Source organism: Bartonella sp. AP11XZML, from assembly GCF_042196445.1.
GTDB lineage: Bacteria > Pseudomonadota > Alphaproteobacteria > Rhizobiales > Rhizobiaceae > Bartonella.
On sequence record NZ_JBHIQF010000018.1, the window covers coordinates 11317 to 29263 of the forward strand.

Consider the following 17947-nt stretch of genomic DNA (forward strand, 5'->3'; position numbering starts at 1 on the left):
AATATAATAATCACTCTGAAATACGCATTTTGAAACAATAACGTACAAACTCTTCAGACTTTTCAAAAAAATGAAAGAAGTCCAACCTAAAAGCATATTAAAGATATGCAAAGTCACACTCTCGTAAAAATGCTATAACACAAAATGAATAGATAATGAGAAAAGCCACAAGTATAACTTGTAGCTTTTTGAAAGATTAATCAAAAACAGGAACAACACTAGAAATGATAACGCAATCCACCTGAAAAACTCGTTCCAGAAAAACCAGCTTTCGTTAGTTTGTGCTGATAAACCAAATCGCCGTAAAGCGCAAAATTTTGAGATAATTGGGCATTAAAACCTAATCCAGTTTCTAACGAAGAACCAAAAGCACCTAGCTGAAAAGCATCTTTAAAATGCACAAATTGTTTTCCTTCAAAACCATGAGCAAGATGAAGCTTGCCATAGAAAGAAACAACTTGAGCCTCATCAGTAGCAACCAGCCTCTTTGTTAAACGCCCCCCAATACGCCCTATCCATTGATGAAGCTTTCCTAAATCAATATCAAAGCCGTCCACATCACGCACTTTATTAAATTGAAGATATTGATAAACAACTTGAACTTGCGGATCAAAAACAAAACCGTTCTCCCCCACCATAAATGTTTTACCAGCAGTCAATGAAGCACTTAAAGGATTTCCCTTTAATGTTGCCGTCTTGCCACGTGCAGTTGTTAGAACATCACCTTTAAACAAACCATAAGACACAAGACCATCAACGTAAAAACCTGCATCATGCAGCATACCACCATATGCTGTAACTGACCATTTATCAAATGTACTTTTTTGACTCTGCTCAACATTCAAAGGTTGCAAAGAAAATCTCTCGTAAGCCCCGATAATTCCAAAAGAAGTGGAACCATACGTATTTTCGATTGCTTTCAGCAAAACACCAGCCTCTAGTGCATTATAATCAAACTCGCCGCCATAACCATATTCAAGCGCGGAAAGATTTGAAGTATAACGATGATTGCCGCCATAACCGCTCACAAAAAAGAAAGGATTTTCACGACTTTCTAATAAGCCCCCAGAAGTAATTCGCAAAGCTTCTAATCGCTTATTTTGATTGCTCACATTCATCAAACCAATATGACGTAAGGCATTAGGTAAAAGGAGATAATTCGGAACCTGCGGAACAACAGCCTTAACGCCCGGCTTAGGACGAGGATGAGGCTCCGGAGCTGGTGCTGGAGAAGGAGCTGGACCTGGAATTGGGTCAGGATCTGGTTTAGGTTTAACATCAGAATCTATAGATCTACTTTCAAGGCGAAAATCCCAAAATTCTCCGTTCCCTTCAACTAATCTCTGATCCATACTTGCTTTTCCAAACTCAGATTCTGGACCATAACTATAAAGCTTATACTGATAAGGTAATGCGTTTAACGCTACATAACCACCTTCCAACTGAAAAGAATCTTGCTTTGCTTGTCCAGAAACCTGAATGATTGAAATACCTTCAGCATTCCCCCCCTTTCCCGTATATCCTCCTGGACTTCCTGTAACTCCATGCACTTGGAGCTTTGTTTTTCCCGAAACATCACCATGAATTAAAACACGATCAGTCTTTTGATGATCAAGATCACCGCCCTTATTCAGGTATGTATTAAGAGAAATAGAGGCACCGCCCTGTGCTCTATAAACTTCACCCTTTCCCTTTCCCACACGAAGGGTTTGATAATCATCAACAGAAGAAGATTCGTGTCTTTTAAAATTAATAGAGCTCTCATCCATAAGACTAACGAGTGAAATAGAAGAATCATGTGCAGCCTCGTGTTGATCTTTTTGCAACGGTTGTTGTAAAATCCATTGAGAACGGCCTCCCAAATAAAGCTCAGCATTAGAATTTTTATCAACGTGTGTGCGACCCTCAAGAGTAGAAGCATCCGCCAAAACTGTTATAGAAGCACCTTCCTCAGCTTTTAATAAAAAATTCCCTGAGTGAAGAGTGCTGTGTACCAACCCCACCGCACCAGAAATCATGTTTTTACCATAAAGAGCCGCATCGTCTAAAACAGAAAACTCTGTTTTATCCAAATTAACAACTTCTAATCGTGGTGGAACTTTTTCTTCCTCTGATGAAATTTCTTCTTTTTTATCCCCACCTTCACTCCATGGCTTCTCTCCCCGAAAATAGATACCATAAGATCCCTTACCATTTACGGTAACAGAAGAGGATTTCATATTAACTTCAGTCACAGGAATCTTTGAATCAGAATCCTCATTTGATAAATCTTTAACTTCCTGAAGAGGAATAGAATTGACTATATTTTCTAATAATATGCCATGGATCCCCCCACCAGTACTAACAATAGTACCCTCTAAATTAATAGCCCCCCCTAAATCCATATGCACAACCGCACGATCCTTACCTTTATCACCCTTCCCAGTAATTTTAACATTCTCGAGATTTACTTTTCCACCTAACATCGAAGAAATCCCATGGCTGTTCATAAAATCAACTGATCCACCTGACATCCAAATTTCTGAATGATCATAACTTAAAAGACTTGCATTCCCATTAGCTGTCTTAATTTCTGTATCTTCTAAAAGAACAAACGATTTCTCTGTTGCATCAACACCCTCATGACTTGCCTTAATCTTGCCATTTTTTACCTCAATCACGCCATCACTCGCACGAAGGGCTATAACTGTATTTTTGATAATCGGATCTTCCAAAACAATCTTACCGTTCTCTAATACATGCACCCCCACTAGAAAAGTTTTATCAGCAACTTGACTACTAACCGTTACATCCTCCCCGCGAACTTCTGTACCTATTCCTTTCACCGTTATAGCAGTAGGATCATCAGGATAGAAGGAAGCGTTCTCATTCGTAATCTTATAAGATTTATTATCAATTTTAGACTCCCCGCAATTATCGCATATATAATACAACCGATTATAGTAATAAAACCCAAGATTCACTCCTCTTCCATCAGAGTGCTCATTTTTAACCGTATTATCTACATTTTCCTTACGCCCATTCTCCCCAGCTAATCCACTCAGCTTACGATAATCATTTCCCCCACGAATACCATCATCGTTATTGCCAACATTAATCATATTAGGAGGATAATAATTATCACCACTTTCTCCACTAAGAGGAAGCTTATGCTTATTACTCCCGCTAAGCTGAGGAGAAGAATTAGCAGAGACAACTGGAATAACCTTTATAACATAAGGTTTACTATCCTTCCCCTCTGCAGCCGCATACACTTCTCTTCCATTTTGAAGCAAAGAGAGGATAGCGGTTGTACAAGCACATAAACATACATGATTTCTAAAAACTTTAATCATAGTTCCCTCGAAACTTTCCTTCCCCTCTCATTAAAAACAAAAGCACTTACAAAACACCCCATTGCACACCTCAAAAATACGAAAAGTGTAACAAAAGAACATGCCTCATGCTCATCTGAACTGTGTAATGAATTATCCCAATAAATTTGGCAAAAGCTCTACGCCAAAACCACCTATAAGAGAACAATTGCAAAAACACACTTTATGAGTGTATAATGCATTCTGTATTTCGTGTAAAGAAAAAATAAAACCAGTGCGTGTAATTAATTAAAAACACAATCAAACCTTGTGAGCTTTAAAAATTAATCCACAAGGAGATGAATGAAACAATGACTTAAATCAGTAGAAAACAAACTCTCAAAAACGAGCTTTAGAAAACATCAAATATTATATTAGATAATATCAATACAGTACCAAAAAGGATAACGTAACGCATACCGGTCTGCTGAACGCTTAAAAAGCCGATAAAAGCGAAGCACTCTATCGCATCAGTAGCAGCATAAATTTTAAGAAAATTCGCTTTAGCGGAGAAAAGTGCTCTCATGCACAAAACAAACTATGTCTTTTTTGCTTAATAAAGAAGACGAGATTTTTTAAGAACAACACAAGTTGTTATAAAGAAAAAAGGCAGCACAATGTGCTGCCTTTTCTAAAAAGGTACATAGTGTACCTTATATTAAAACTGATAACGTACTCCTCCAGAAAAACTTGTTCCCGAAAAACCAGCCTTATTAAGCTTATGTTGATAGAGAATATCAGCATGCAGAGAGAACTGTGGCAACAATTTGGCATTAAAACCTAATCCAGCCTCTATAGAAGAACCAAAAGCTCCTAACTTGAAAGCATCATTGAAATGCACAGACTGTTTTCCTTCAAAACCATGAGCAAGATAAAGCTTACCATAGAAAGCAACAGCATTCACGCCTTCAGAACCTGTAGGAATCTTGGTTAAACGTCCACCAACACGTGCTACCCACTGATTAAGGTTACCCATTTCAATATTAAAATTGTCGATATCACGGACTTTATTAAACTGGAGATGTTGATACACAACCTGAACCTGCGGATCAAAGACAAAGCCCTTATATCCTGTCATAATTGTCTGACCACCAGCTAAAGAAACACTCAAAGGATTACCTTTTAATGTTGCTGTTTTACCCCGTGCAAGGGTGAGAACATCACCTTTGAACAGACCATAGGATAAAAGACCGTCGACATAGAAGCCAACATTATGCTGCATGCTACCATATACCGTAGCAGTCCATTTATCAAATGCACTCTTCTGACTGTGCTCAACATTCACAGGCTGCAGAGAAAGTTTTCCATAAGTTCCCATAACGCCAAAGGATATAGCACTGTCAGCATTTTCAATAGTTTGCAGCAAAACACCTGCCTCTACACCATTATAACTAAGATCACCTCCGTAACCATATTCAAGTGCGGACAGATCTGAAGCATAATGATAACTTCCACCATAGCCGCGCAAGTATAAAGCGGGATTTTCACGAACCTCTACCATTCCTGTAGAAGTCATCCGTAACGTCTCCAATTGCTTATTTTGATTGCTAATATCCATCAAACCAGCGTGGAATACACTATTAGGCAAGCTGAGATAAGTTGGAACTTGTGGAACAACAGACCTTACAAATTGTTCAGGAAAGGCAGCAGATCCAACAGACTTAACATACTGATTTTCTAAACGGAAATTCCAAAATTCTCCACCATCCTTAACAAATTTCTGTTGAACATGCTCCTGTTTCGAAGTCGCTTCTGGAGCATAAGCACGAAGGGTGTATTTGTAAGGTGAGTTTCTCAGTGCAACATAATTGCCATCGAGTTGGAAAGAGTCTTTCTTCGCTTGACCATAGACCTGAATAATTGAAACAGTATGAGCAATCTTGGCATTCGCTTTACCATCTCCTACATTGCCCGCATCACCTCGTACATGTATTTTTGTTTTTCCAGAAACATCACCATGAATGACAAGCCGATCAGTGACTTGCTGATCACTCGGATCACGAGGATTTAAACGTGCATTGAGATGAATTACAGCATTACCCTGTGCCGCATAAACAGTTCCTTTCCCATTTCCAATATGGAGAGTCTGATATTTTCCTTCAGATTCCGAAGGTGCAAAATCAATAGCACTATTTACAAGACTTACAGAAGAAATGCATGAATCCACACATCCTGAATCTAGAGTCCCCAAATTCCTCTGTGCACTTCTTTTTAGAATCCACTGTGAATTATTAGCCAAATCTAATTTTGCATAAGAATTTTTATCAACGCGAACACCGCCTGTAACAATAGAACTATCAACTGAAACCAACATGTTCGAATCATTCTCGGCTTTTAATAACAAGTCACCAGCAAGAGTTGTTTTATTTTCTAATAAAACACGACCACCAGAATTATTACCATAGATAGCTATACCATTTGCAACTTCAAAATCAGTTTTTTTCAACGAAACTGTCCCTGTTATGCCTATAGGTGTATTCTCCTGTTTGGATACAGCGCTCCGCTTAGCAACACCTGTTTGCGCAGTTTCTAGATTCTGACTTCGAGTTTTCTCACTCCCTTCTTTCAGCGTTAGACCATCAAAATATATACCATAGGTTCCTTCACCTTCCACTTTAACAGTAGAAGACTCGATATTTACGTGATTCATAGTAGGACGAACGTCAGATGATCTCCTTCTCCTAGAAGAGCCGGTCTCAACCACATTATCATCAGACTTTATAATCCACAAAGCATGAGCATCAGTAACAACATTTCCGTTCTTAAAATCAACAGAAGCATTATCACTCACCAAAAAAGCTGCACGTCCAAATTTCTCTGTAAAATTCGACTTTCCTGCTTCTTTTTTCGCAGTAATATTAACTTTGTTTAATCTTACACGTCCCCCAGCTTCTGATCTCACAGCCACTCCATTTGTCAGCATAACCGTTCCAGAGTCCATAGTTACCTCACCAGCCTGACTCGCCAAACCAGCCACAGCTAAATCCCCCGTTACGTTAATTTTCGTATCCTTTAAATTAACAGATGATCCAGAACCCGCCAAAGCGCCTACATAACGCGCATTGACTGTTCCAGCATGCATTGTAACCTTCCCGCTACTTTGCGCTTCAAGCCCAATCACAGAAGAGGTAATTGTTGATTTATTATCCAAAACAACTTCTGCCCCCTCTTCTGCAAGCACAGCACTCACGGCATATATTTCATTAAAATCAACATTATTTTTGCTATCAGAAAAATCCGCACCACTAATTGTGGCTCCCTCTAACTTAATAACCGTATCCTGATTTTTTGCATGCATAGGATGCTGAGTTTTATCACTTACCTTCAGTGTCTTCCCTGTTATTGTCCGCGATTTACCATCTCTACACAAATAAGTAGTCTGTGATCCCTTCTCACCATTATTCATATCATCACATGTAGAAGAAACCGTTTCCTTAGAAGAAACATCTCCATTACCAGTACGACTAAGCATAAGAACACGCCCAACAGCTCTAGAAGATACAGCAGATGTCTCAGAAACCACAGGAGAAGAAGCATTCATAGCAGAAGCCCCATTAGAAGATATAACAGCTATCTCAGAAACCAGAGAAGTAGAAGGCTGCATAGCAGAAGCTCCATTAGATATAGCAGGTATCTCAGGAGCAGAAGCATTCATAGCAGAAGCTCCATTAGAAGATATAGCAGATATCTCAGAAGTAGAAGGCTTCATAGCAGAAACTCCATTAGAAGATATAACAGCTATCTCAGAAACCACAGGAACAGAAGCATTCATAGCAGCCTTCATAGCAGCAGCTGATTTTATAGGTGATGGCCTCTTAGATACAATATGATCCCCAGGTGTTACAAAAATTTCATCGGCAGATATTACAGGTCCTTTACCTGTATCAGATCTCCCACTTAAATTAACTCTTGGAGGTACTAAAGGTGCCAAATTTCTGGATAAAGAAGGAGTAACAGATGATGGAGATGGAGTAACAGGTAAAAAGGTATGCACTACAACCTCAGATGTTTCAGATTCCGTAAAATCTTCGTCATCATCATCTTCATAAAATTCGTCAGATGTTTCAGATCTCAAAAGTGAATTGCCTTGAACAGAGACTACAGATGCAGATTCCCCAGATACAGGAGGAGTTATGGATTCACTATTTACTTCACCAGCACCAGTGTCAGCATTAGTATCTATTGCAGTTTCAGTAGAAGCATCAGTAGAATCAACTGCAACAAGTGGCTTAGCCTTAAAAATAGGTTGAAAATTAGCAGTAGCAGTATAAGCAGAAACGAGAGGTATAAAATATTCATCTTCTAAACGAAAATCCCAAACACTTCTACTATTTTTAAGTAATGTCTTATCAAAATACTGCATTTTCGGAGGAGTAGTTGGACCATAAGCACGAAGAACATACTTATAAGGTAACCCTTCTCGTGTAATATAATCACCTTTCAGCTTAAAAGAATCCCTCTCTGCATTTCCAAAAACCTGAATAATTGAAATGCTATGAGGTGTATCCTGACTTTGTGATATACCATCAGAAGTATCATTCACAACTACCATTGTTTTTCCAGAAACATCACCATGAATCAACAATCTGTCAGATATTTGAGAATTTTCTGTATTGCTAGGCATCAAATTTGCATTGAAGTAAATTGTAGCGGCAGAAGCAGCACTATAAACTGTTCCATTCCCATCTCCTATGCGAAGGGTTCGATACTCAATATCTTTATTAGATGTATTTTTATTTTTCAAAGAAGTAAAAAATCTAACATTACTATCTACAAGATTCATAGACGAAAGACATGAATCTACACAACCCGTATTTGAATTTTCCAAACGATTATGCAGATTCTTTGTTAAATACCACTCTGATCCCCCAGATAGAAAAAGCCTAGCTTGAGATTTTTTATCAACGTGAGCTCCCCCCATGACGACAGAGTCTTCAACAAAAACCGACAAATGCGACCCCTCTTCAGCTTTCAACATTAAATCACCCGAAAGAGTTGAGTCATCTTTTACAACGACGTACCCATCCAAACTGTTACCATAAATGACCACACCATTAGGAACTCTGAAAACCGTATTTTTCAAAAGAACTGCATGCAAACTATCTCCATCATCTTTTATTCCACCCTCTCCCAGATTTTGACCTACATTTTGACCACTTTCTTGTCTCACACTCGTTTGATCATTTTTTCTCCTCACATTCGAAGGTATATCACCAAAAAATACACCATAAGACTTACCTTCCACTTTAACGGTTGAATTTTGAATATCAGAAACTATTAAGTTGACAACCCTAGAGTTTGCATCTGGTTTAGACGCCACCACTGCAGAATCTCCAGCGCCAGCTCCAGATGGTGCACTAGTACTTCTAGAATCTGCACCGCTTCCTAAAAAATTCTCTATAGGGAATAAAGCCTCAAAATACGTGGAACTAATATTATTAAGGACAGCGCCATCTCTAGTTTCAATAGAGATGACCTCACCAATGAAAGAATCACTATTAGCCTTAGAACCCTGTTGCGTATCATCGCCATCCTCACTCTCCGCTTCTACTCTATTAGAAGCTCCAGAGACTCTATTAGAAGCTACAGAGATATTATTCTTAAAGCTATCACTTACCAACAATGCAACAGTATTAGGAGCTCTAAGTTTTCCATTTTTAAAGGAAATAGTACCTCCAAGTGACAATAAACCTATATTCGTCTCCGAAGTACCAACTTCTGTAGTTTTTGGTTCCTCAGCAACATTGATAACCGTCCCGTCTAGTAGAACAGTCCCCTCTTTTGTAGAGATAACTCCTATTCCACCCTCTTTCACGGTAATTGCTCCAGACCTCATCTCGATAACGGATGGACCCAAACTAACTAAACCGATTCTTTTAACATTAATATCTACATTCTCTAAAACAATCCACCCATTATCACTAGCAAGAGCACCTATATACGCATCTCTGATTCCTCCCCCCACCATCGTGATCTTTCCAGTCTCTTCAGTCCGAAGCCCAATAAAAAAACCCTGAATATTTGAGTTTTTCAAATTAACCTCTGCATTCATATTTGAAGCAGAATCTCCGACATATACACCAACATAAAGCGGATCATGAGTATATAAACTATCTATGTTCTCTATACCTACTTTATAATCCTGTATACCCACTGCAGATAAACTTTCAGAAAGTTCTTTCCCAATATTCATACTTTCAATGGATACTTCGTCCAAATTAACAACTACTTTCCCATCATCAAGAGAAGATTCCACATTTACAGCGCTCTCACCTTGATCCGCTATAATAGTCCCCCCTATTAGAGCATATACTCCGGACTGATCACAGGAAATAGATCCATATATTCGCTGATCACCATTGAGTAAATCAGCCAATCCTTTACCTGCCTCCACAGAATCTATAAATTCTAGAGCCCCAACACCATCACTAACTGGTATAGATACACTCACACCAGGCACCATAGCACCTGATGTATCAGGTGGTAAAGAATTCAATACAGGACTCGATATACCTGGCATACCAACAAGACCATCTGCACTCGCTTTTTGTACTCTTAGCGCCTCTTCCCCCACTGGAAAATATGTTTCGCTTAAACTATCTTTTCGCGGAATATTAAATAATGTCCAAACATCTACATTTCTTGGAACATCTAGTATTCTAACCAACTCTCCTCCTAATCCACTTGGTACACCTGCAAGCCCCGCACGTGTTTTCTTCCCACTTGCTATTGCTGTTTTTGCTTCTTTTGCTTCCACATTTTCTGCTCTTGTTGCTCTTGCCCTCCTAGTAGATACACCGCCTGCACCTGGAACACCTGGCATACTACTCAAAGCATCATTTGACATAGTACCTGGACCAACTCCTGGAATAGCAGGCAGATTCGTTGTATCTGCCCCACTCGAAACACCTAATATAGCCTTTGGTCTTTGTTGACTTACAGTGTTTAATCCTCCTCCTGCTATATTACCTGATAATAAAGTATCTTGTACAAGAGCTAATGAGCCACCAAAGCCAGCTGGTACACCTGCTTGCGGCACATTTGCTACTGTTCCTATCCCAGTAGATAAAACGCCTGAACCTGGGAGCCCTGGCACACCACCCACACCATCTGGAATATCACCCAAAATACCTAGCACTGCACCTGCACCACTCGCAACACCAGGTACTGCACCTGCACCACTCGCAACACCAGGTACTGCACCTGCACCACTCGCAACACGAACACTACTACCTGCAACATTCCGTATCATGCCAGGAACAAAAACATTATTCTTTCTAGAATGACAAGCACTAATAGGTCGAATATGATTTAAAATAGGCACAATCTGAGCCTGAGCCTGAGCCTGAGCAGGACCACTATTAACAGCATTATCGACTCTAGGTTCTGCTCTTTCAGAAACCTCCACTCCTCCGGGTGGTGTTATAGCCCCTGTGCTCGATCCTCCAATGAAAGAGGTAAATGATGATAATGATGGCAATGAAACTGAAGGAAGGTATGATGAGAACCAACCACTCCCCATAGAAACATCTACACCTTGTAAAAAGAAGAAAGCACTTGTTGTCAGTGCGTACAAACGTGTACGCTTTTTAAATACATTGATCATATGTCAAACTTTCTAAATAATGTTGCAAAAACACTAGAATTAAGTGAAAATGAGGTAAGTGAACGATTTGTAACATATGTCAGTCAACTTTACAACATAGTGTTATTTATTTACGCTTCATTTTGTGCATAAAAATACCAAAGTTAAGTTTTTAAGTGCGCAAACCTTTGTAATATTAGATAAAAGGATAAAATCACGATGATAAAATATATGAAATGGATGACTTCTGTTTTACTGGTTGCAATTAGTTTTGCAACGATTTTGTGGACTCATACGAGTATTGCAAATACGAGTACCCAGACAAATGTAACGATTGATCATGTTTCAGGAACGACTTCTGTTCCCACTTCTCCGCAAAAGGTTGTTGTGTTTGATCTTGCCTCGCTAGATAATATGAATCGCCTTGGTATCCAAGCAGTTATCGGCCTTCCTGAAGGAAAAAAACCTTCCTATCTGCAACAATTTGACGATGCAAAATATGAAAGAATTGGAACCGTTTTTGAGCCAGATTATGAAAAAATTGCCACTCTTCAACCCGATTTGATTATTATTTCCTCCAGAACTCAAGCAAAATATAAAGACTTATCCAAAATAGCCCCAACAATTGATCTAACAGTAGAAAACGAAAATTCTCTTGAAGATATAAAACGAAATGTGTCTATCCTTGGAAAAATTTTTGGTAAAACACAAGAAGCAGAAAAAGAAATTGCAAAAATCAATGAAGCTTTTGCTGAAGTCCGTAAAAATACCCAAGGAAAAGGCACCGGGCTCATACTCATGACCTCTGGTGGAAAAATCAGTGCTTTCGGACCAAAATCACGTTTCGATATTTTTCACTCCGCTTTTGGAATTGCCCCTGCAACTGATAAACTTACCGTGCAAAAACATGGACAACTCATTTCTCCTGAATTCATTCTTGAAACCAATCCTGATTGGTTGTTAGTGATTGATCGCGATGCAGCCATTGGACGGGAAGGACAATCCGCAGCACAATTGCTCAACAATGAGCTTGTTCACCGCACAACAGCAAGCAAACAAAACCAAATTATTTATTTGGACTCTTGGAGTTGGTATCGTGCAAATGGCGGTTTAACGGCACTCATTGAAACCGCACAGCAGATCAATGAAGCCTTTACAAAGAGCAAATAAGCGCACGAAAGAGCTTGCTTGCTATATAAATAAAATTTAAAAGCAGAGGTTGTTTATTAAGCAGTCTTTGCTTTTTGTAGATTTTGTTAGAAAATGATTTAACGTGAAGAATTACTGGATAACCATAACACTTCTAATTTTCCTGTCTATCCTCAGCATTTTTGTTGGTTATTCTGATGTCACACCTTCTAACCTTTTCGCAGCCGATCCCCATGCGTGGCTTATTTTTTGGCAAACACGTCTTCCTCGTACCATTGCAATCCTTTTAGTAGGCGCAGCACTTGCACTTTCAGGCATGATTATGCAACTATTAACACGCAATCGCTTTGTCGAGCCATCAACCACTGGAACCATTGAATCTGCTTCCCTTGGCATTCTTTTTATTATGATTTTTGGGCCCGATATTCCTGTTTTAGGAAAAATGGTCGTTGCGACAATTTTTGCCATGGTAGGCACTTTACTTTTTATGTTTTTATTGCGACGCATTCCTCTAAAATCTGCTCTCATTGTACCCCTTACAGGGATTATGCTAAGCTATATTATTGGCTCTTTAACCAATGCCATTGCAGATTATGAAATGTTACTTCCTTCTCTTCAAGCTTACTTATTTGGCAGTTTTGCGATGATTCTTGAAGGAAAATATGAGCTCTTATGGCTATCCCTTCCCCTTTGTATTCTGGCCTATTGTACTGCTGATCGCTTTACGGTTGCAAGTTTGGGAGAAGATTTAACCAATAACCTTGGATTGAATTATCGTGTTGTCATGTTTTTTGGTCTTTTTATTGTCGCCTCAATCACTGCTGTTGTTGTGTGTACCATTGGCCGTATTCCTTTTGTTGGGTTGATTATTCCAAATATTGTTTCAAGTTTCATGGGAGATAATATGCGCTATACCGCTCCTTGGGTGGCCATCAGCGGTGCAGGATTGGTCTTGATTTGTGATCTTTTAGGACGAATCATTCATCCTTCTCTTGAAATTCCCATCAGCACCATAATGGGTGTAATCGGTAGTTTTATTTTTATGATACTGCTTTTACGCTGGAGAAAGCGTCTTGGATAGAAGAAGAAAAACAATATGTGTACTAACAACACTTATCATCATAGCATGCACTGTCATTAGTCTTTACATGACGTGGAACATCAATGTTTATACATGGAAATTTCGTCTTACAAAACTTTCCTCTTTGCTTCTTATTGCCTATGCAATAAGCGTTTCTACAGTTTTATTTCAAACAATCGTTAATAACCGTCTTCTTACCCCTTCAATTATGGGATTTGATCAGCTTTATATTTTAATAAAGACTGCCCTAATGTATTTTGTAGGCTCTCTTTCTTTGCCCTTTTTGAATGAAGAAGGACAGCTCGTTCTTGAAGCCCTCATTCTTATTTTTTTTTCAATAAGCCTTTTTCGCTGGCTCTTTTCAGGAAGCCTAAAAGGGCTTCATTTGACGCTTTTAATCGGTGTTGTTTTAGGCGGATTTTTTTTCAGTTTACGAATGTTTATGCAATTGCAACTAAATCCAGACCAAATGATGAATTTAACCGATATTATGTTTGCAAATTTTAATAAATTTAATACACCGTTAATAAGCTTTGCCACAATCATTGTCTTCATTGTGAGTCTGATTGGATGGCATTCCCGTCATCTTCTTGATATCTTGGCTTTGGGACGTGAAAATGCCCTCAATCTTGGCGTTAATTACCACAAAAGTGCGACAGCTGTCCTTATTTTTGTTTCCATTCTCGTATCAATTTCCACCGCATTAGTAGGCCCCGTCACCTTTTTTGGACTGTTAGTTGCCAACCTTTCCTATGAACTTTCTCCTCAAGCAAAACACAGTGTTGTTGTTCCAATTGCAATATTATTGGCTATTATTTGTCTGGTGGGTGGACAATTTATTTTAGAACAAATTTTTCATATGGCAGGACGTTTAAGTTTTATCATTGAGTTTTGTGGGGGAATTGTTTTCTTAATGTTACTGATGAAGGGAAAACTAAAATGATTGAGATCAATCATCTTTCCAAGGCTTACGGAGCACGATTGATTATCGATAATTTATGCCTTCATCTTCCAAAAGGGGGGGTTATTTCTCTGATTGGCCCCAATGGTTCGGGAAAGTCAACTCTTTTAATGCTCATAAGACGTCTTTTACCACACCATAATGGTACAATTCATATCGACGGCTTTGATATTGATAAAATGCCCCACGATATTTTGGCTCAAAAACTCTCAATTTTGCGTCAAGAAAATCCTTTGTCTTTTCGCTTAACCGTATACGATTTAGTGAGTTTCGGACGCTATCCTTATTCAAAAGGCTGGTATACACATGAAGATAAACAATTTATCGACAGTGCACTACGCTATCTCGGCTTACAAGATTTAAAAGACCGTTTTTTAGATGAACTTTCTGGCGGTCAGCGTCAACGCGCTTTTATAGCCATGGTTATCTGCCAAGACACTGATTATCTTCTTTTAGATGAACCATTAAACAATCTGGATATGAAACATGCGGTTTCTATGATGAAGCAATTACGCCGCACAGCTGATGAACTGAAAAAAACCATTCTTATTGTTATGCACGATATTAATTTTGCCTCATCTTACTCAGATATGATTGTTGCATTGAAAAATGGGAAAGCGGCCTATTGTGGGACTCCAAAAGAAATTATGCAACCAAAAATTCTTAAAGACATTTATGATGTCGATATTCAAATCAAAACAATTAATGACATCCCTATCGCTCTTTATTATCGATAATCATAAAGATTTTTTGCGCTTGCATGCATTATAGAATCTGCTAGGGATAGTAAAATTGGCTTATTGGGGAATAGTTTAATGGTAGAACAGCGGACTTTGACTTCGTCAATCTTGGTTCGAATCCAAGTTCCCCAGCCAGTATTTAATGATTGTAGCTTGTCATCGGGTTTTGTATAATTTGAAAGCAGGTTTTGCATCAATTTATTTTTTTCAAAGGATCTTCAAAAACTTTCAAGGGTTATTTAAAATCCCTTTAATGCATATTTTCTCTTCCTCTAAAAATTGCAATTTGAGATGATAAGCTCTTGAGCCGGTGCGGATTCTTTGAACCACATGTATAAGATGTACCAACCCCTTTTATCTTAAATTGGCTAAAGATTTTTCGAATCTGAGACACATCATTGAGAGAGAAGAATTTTTCTCTTGCGCAAACAAAGCAAACATTGTCTGGTAATCCCCTCACAAATAAATCCTTTCATAGTAATACACGTATATCTGGCTCTGTTTATGGGAAAGCCTTATCTAATAGCTATAAACCTATCTAAAGAGAGAATTCAAAAAAGAAAGCCGAGCCAAATGATATGACGCGGCTTTCAGATATTGATTATAAGATTCAAATGAATCATCCACAATGGAGTAATAAATTCATATATACAAAACGTATCATATTGCAAGTGCTCTATTTAGAAATATGAAAACTTATCAAAAGAAACGTAAATGATCGCTATGATTTTGATATCATTCATTAGCATTATAGAATCTATAAACGCTTGGTAACTTTATCAATCCAATCAAAAGAAAATGCATCTTAAATGAATGTCTTCTCAATAAGGCTTTCATAAGTATCTTTTCATTTTGCACTCAAATGTAACTTCTTTGCAAATTAACCAGCTCAAATTTGAGTTGGCAAAATTAACCAATCCAATTTTGGAGGCGTTATCTTTAGAAGAGCCATCTTTAAACATTATAGCTTTTGACTCAAAATTGAATAAAATCCCATACCTTAGATGTTACAATGGTTTTGAATTTTGCTGCCTCATCTTTTTTTCAATAGGTGCCCCCCAAATTTTGAGAGAGCTCATTTGGTTTCGTATTTTTAAACTGTAACTTTTAAAACGTTTTTTTCTCGCTTGCTTGCGTTATATCATTAAAAGGCTTTCAATTTCATAAGACATAACATTGTGATTTTCATTCTATATTGTGATGATAGTATCTATATAATGCCTGCCTATCATTTACTAACTTTTTAGTAAGCGTTTTTAAAAACGATCTTATCTTTAAACCCTTTTATGCAATCTTTATGAACTCAATCTATAAGCTTATGATAGTTTCAAACGATTATTCCTTTTAAGGTTACACTCAAATAAAGAGCAAAACACATCCCATTCTTAAACGTATGCAATTTATGTTATCGATAATTCCAAACGACTGAAATTTAAAACAATGTGATTTGTGCTATAATAAAAACGTATCATAAAATTTATGACCTGTTATGAATGATAACCGCTTTTCATTTCATTTGAATGCACCCATGCGTTATAATATTTGCATTATGATTTGCTTTTTATGGTCTATACATTCATGGCAATCCTATATAAAAAATGATCAATTCAAACATGCATAAAAGTATGGATTCTTATGTGGATTCATATAAAATAATTGCACTTAATATATTGACTTTATTAGTTTTTATGTACAATACCTTTTTAACTTCATAAAGATATCAATTTCCTTGTAAAGAATATTCTTCCCATTCCAGTAAAAGGCTCAATATAAGTGCGATGAGGGATAGCTTCTATGATTTTACAAGTACTGATCACTGGCCATGCAATAACGCCGACTGATGCCCCAAACCAATTAGACCGCCTGTGGGAACAGGCAGGTTGTGGTGCTGAATATAATGGAACAGCACCGAACGAATAAGCCACGCGTCGTAAGTAAGCCTCTTAGCGTGCATAGCTTATAGGTTTTGGAAACAGACAATTATTATAATTCAGGTATTATAATTCGGACGATTAAAGATCGGATCTCAAGCTTTTTAATCCAGTGGACAAACACGGATAATATGTCCGTCTGGATCTTTGATTAGGAAGGTACGTCCAAATACATCAGTATACGGTTCCTTCAAAACATTTATCTCAACAGTGGTTTGCTCTTGCCATTCCGCATAGAGCTTATCTACGTCCTCTCCTGTCGGCAACATAATGCCGATTTCTGAAAAACGAGGCACATTTTCCTCAGGCTTATCGCCCCCAGACCAGAGAGCAAAGAGAGCATCCCCCGAAGAAGCAAATGCAACATAGCGTGGCGAGGTAAACACAGGTTCTTTCTTGAAGATGAATTTGTAAAAAGCCGTAGAATACTCTATGTTTGAGACGTATACCAACTGTAGGTTTGGGGTAACAGGATAAGTAGGAATATTACTCATAAATTCTCCATGATTTAGTAGCTGTTGCCTGACAGGCATATACCTATTAGAGAATATTTCAACAAGAGTTTGTGATGCCTCCGTTCGCGGTCTGCTCTATTTATATGTTTTTATTCGCTTATTGCTATATGCTAAAATATCGAGTCCGCCCCTACTGGGATTATAATGATATCCCTATCGCTCTTTATTATCGATAATCTAAAGATTTTTTGCACTTGCCTACACTATAGAATCTGCTAGAAATGGTAAAATTGGCTTATTGGGGAATAGTTTAATGGTAGAACAGCGGACTCTGACTCCGTCAATCTTGGTTCGAATCCAAGTTCCCCAGCCAGTTGTATTGTAGCTGTATGTAGCTGTAGCTTGCCAGCGGATTTTGTTGTAGCTTGCCAGCTGTAGCTTGCCAGCAGGTTTTGTATATTTTGACACTAGGTTTTGTACCAATTTATTTTTTCTCAAAGAGTTTTAAAGATGTTCTCAAAGGGTCTTCAAATGCCTTTCAAAGGGTCTTTAACGCTCTCTTTAACGCATTTTTCTGCTCCTATTTTTCCAAATCACTAAAGCATGTAAAGTCGGATTGAAAGGCAAGGGGAACGATTCCTGTCGGACCATGGCGTTGTTTTGCTATAATAACCTCGGCTTTACCCTTGGCT

The 17947-nt window shown here is 38.2% G+C and carries 8 protein-coding genes and 2 tRNA genes; 6 read left to right on the plus strand and 4 right to left on the minus strand.

Features of this window, described 5'->3' with window-relative positions:
- Positions 1-218: 218 nt before the first annotated feature.
- Positions 219-3335 carry an autotransporter outer membrane beta-barrel domain-containing protein gene (locus ACFIMG_RS01580; protein ID WP_375678781.1) on the minus strand — a complete coding sequence of 1039 codons (3117 nt, stop codon included), beginning with the start codon at positions 3333-3335 and terminating at the stop codon, positions 219-221.
- A gap of 676 nt (positions 3336-4011) precedes the next feature.
- Positions 4012-10959, minus strand: a complete 6948-nt coding sequence (locus ACFIMG_RS01585) for an autotransporter outer membrane beta-barrel domain-containing protein (RefSeq protein WP_375678780.1) — start codon at positions 10957-10959, stop codon at positions 4012-4014.
- 198 nt (positions 10960-11157) lie between these two features.
- Between ACFIMG_RS01585 and ACFIMG_RS01590 the strand changes: the two genes are divergently transcribed.
- The 5 genes from ACFIMG_RS01590 (at position 11158) to ACFIMG_RS01610 (ending at position 15004) form a co-directional block, all read left to right on the plus strand.
- Positions 11158-12108, plus strand: a complete 951-nt coding sequence (locus tag ACFIMG_RS01590; RefSeq protein WP_375613669.1) for a siderophore ABC transporter substrate-binding protein — start codon at positions 11158-11160, stop codon at positions 12106-12108.
- A 103-nt stretch (positions 12109-12211) separates the two neighbouring features.
- On the plus strand, positions 12212-13168 hold the full coding sequence (locus tag ACFIMG_RS01595) for an ABC transporter permease (protein WP_375678779.1): 957 nt from the start codon (positions 12212-12214) through the stop codon (positions 13166-13168).
- A gap of 67 nt (positions 13169-13235) precedes the next feature.
- Positions 13236-14111, plus strand: coding sequence for an iron chelate uptake ABC transporter family permease subunit (locus tag ACFIMG_RS01600; protein ID WP_375678778.1), 876 nt, complete (start codon positions 13236-13238; stop codon positions 14109-14111).
- On the plus strand, positions 14108-14866 hold the full coding sequence (locus ACFIMG_RS01605; RefSeq protein ID WP_375678777.1) for an ABC transporter ATP-binding protein: 759 nt from the start codon (positions 14108-14110) through the stop codon (positions 14864-14866). Before ACFIMG_RS01600 ends, ACFIMG_RS01605 begins: the two co-directional genes overlap by 4 nt.
- 64 nt (positions 14867-14930) lie before the next feature.
- Positions 14931-15004: transfer RNA gene (locus ACFIMG_RS01610), tRNA-Gln, on the plus strand.
- Between the two features lie 1900 nt (positions 15005-16904).
- Here ACFIMG_RS01610 and ACFIMG_RS01615 read toward each other — a convergent pair.
- Positions 16905-17294 carry a VOC family protein gene (locus ACFIMG_RS01615; RefSeq protein ID WP_375678775.1) on the minus strand — a complete coding sequence of 130 codons (390 nt, stop codon included), beginning with the start codon at positions 17292-17294 and terminating at the stop codon, positions 16905-16907.
- 260 nt (positions 17295-17554) lie between these two features.
- Here ACFIMG_RS01615 and ACFIMG_RS01620 point away from each other — a divergent pair.
- Positions 17555-17628 (plus strand) — tRNA-Gln (locus ACFIMG_RS01620).
- Positions 17629-17835: 207 nt separating this feature from the next.
- Here ACFIMG_RS01620 and ACFIMG_RS01625 read toward each other — a convergent pair.
- On the minus strand, positions 17836-17947 hold a 112-nt coding region (locus tag ACFIMG_RS01625; RefSeq protein WP_375693557.1), incomplete at its 5' end, for a DnaB-like helicase C-terminal domain-containing protein.

Coding starts and splice junctions, on each gene's coding strand:
- ACFIMG_RS01580 (WP_375678781.1), bottom strand. CDS start 3,335: ATGATTAAAGTTTTTAGAAATCATGTATGTTTATGTGCTTGTACAACC.
- ACFIMG_RS01585 (WP_375678780.1), bottom strand. CDS start 10,959: ATGATCAATGTATTTAAAAAGCGTACACGTTTGTACGCACTGACAACA.
- ACFIMG_RS01590 (WP_375613669.1), top strand. CDS start 11,158: ATGATAAAATATATGAAATGGATGACTTCTGTTTTACTGGTTGCAATT.
- ACFIMG_RS01600 (WP_375678778.1), top strand. CDS start 13,236: ATGACGTGGAACATCAATGTTTATACATGGAAATTTCGTCTTACAAAA.
- ACFIMG_RS01605 (WP_375678777.1), top strand. CDS start 14,108: ATGATTGAGATCAATCATCTTTCCAAGGCTTACGGAGCACGATTGATT.
- ACFIMG_RS01615 (WP_375678775.1), bottom strand. CDS start 17,294: ATGAGTAATATTCCTACTTATCCTGTTACCCCAAACCTACAGTTGGTA.